Below are 1304 nucleotides of genomic sequence, written 5' to 3'. Positions count from 1 at the left end.
GACAGCTTCGATGGCAGCATCAGCGCCGAGCACGGCATCGGCCGTACCAAGCAGGCGGCCTATCTGTCGCGACTCTCGCCGATGGAGCTCGAGCTTGCCCGGGGCATCAAGACGCTCTTCGATCCGGATGGCCTGATGAACGCGGGTCGGATCCTTCCAAGCCGTTAATGGGGTCAGAACGGCCCCTCATGCCGGGCGGAACCGCTCGGCAAGCCCCTTCATCGCCTTCATCAACAGGAGGGTATCGATGCCGACGCCAACGAAGCCACAGCCGGCATCGAGATAGCTCCTGGCCTCGTCCTCGTCGACGGTCACGATGCCCGCGACCTTGCCGACGGCACGCAGTCGCGTGATGGCGTCATCAATGGCGGTGCGCACCTCGGGATGGCCTGGGTCACCCAGATGCCCCATGGAGGCGGAGAGATCCGCCGGTCCGATGAAGACACCGTCGACACCCTCGGTGGCGGCGATGGCCTCCAGGTTCTCCAGGCCCTGCAGGGTTTCCACCTGCACCAGCAGGCACAGCTCTTCGTCGGCCCGTTCCAGATAATCCGTCCGTTGTCCCCAGTGAGCCGCCCGCGCCAGCACATGACCCACGCCGCGAATCCCCCGAGGTGGATAGTGCATGGCCTCCACCAGACCGGCGGCCTGGCCGGCCGTCTCCACCATGGGCACCAGCAGGGTCTGTACCCCGATGTCCAGGTACTGCTTGATCAGCACCGGGTTCCCGACCGGGGGCCGCACGATGGGATGGGAGGCGTAGGGGGCGATGGCCTGAAGCTGGCCCAGCAGACCTTTCAGATCGTTGGGCGAATGTTCAGCATCCAGCAGCAACCAGTCGAATCCCGCCGTGGCCGCCATCTCCGCCGTGTAGGGATTGGCCAGGCCCAGCCACAGCCCGGTCATCGCCTCGCCGTCCAGAAGGCGGCGCTTGAAGGGGGTCTCATGAGACTGCATGAAGTTCTCTCCTCTCGTACTTGTCATACAAGTATACCTTCATTCATAGTAAACCTTGTCGCCATGCGGAGATCTGAACTAGGTTTTCCTTTGTGACCCGGCACCTCCTTGAGTCCCGACGGGATCCGCAGGCTGCCGGAATGTGGAACCAATCAATAATTCGCCACCCTGCCTCGTGATGAGGCTCGCCGAGGCCAAGGCCCACCGGCGCTCACCACGCAGGACACCAAGGAGTTAGATGCCATGATGCACATCTGGCGCAGCACGCTCACCCTGGCCGGCGCGGCCACCCTTACCCTGGGCATGGCCCATGCACAGACGCCGGATCTTTCCGCCCCGCCTGCCAT

2 protein-coding genes are annotated in these 1304 nt (G+C 64.0%); one reads left to right on the top strand and one right to left on the bottom strand.

What is annotated here, in order from left to right; all coding sequences use genetic code 11:
• A partial coding sequence (locus tag ACESMD_RS14765; protein ID WP_372614464.1) for an FAD-linked oxidase C-terminal domain-containing protein occupies positions 1 to 168 on the top strand: 168 nt, incomplete at its 5' end.
• 18 nt (positions 169 to 186) lie between these two features.
• Here the strand turns inward: ACESMD_RS14765 and hpaI are convergent.
• Positions 187 to 957 (bottom strand): 4-hydroxy-2-oxoheptanedioate aldolase, encoded by a 771-nt coding sequence (gene hpaI / locus ACESMD_RS14760; protein ID WP_372614462.1) that lies wholly within the window; start codon positions 955 to 957, stop codon positions 187 to 189.
• Positions 958 to 1304 lie beyond the last annotated feature (347 nt).

The organism is Halomonas sp. (assembly GCF_041689495.1).
Classification (GTDB): Bacteria; Pseudomonadota; Gammaproteobacteria; order Pseudomonadales; family Halomonadaceae; genus Halomonas.
The sequence above is the reverse complement of the archived record's forward strand: the minus strand, read 5'-3'. Positions and strand labels throughout refer to the sequence as shown.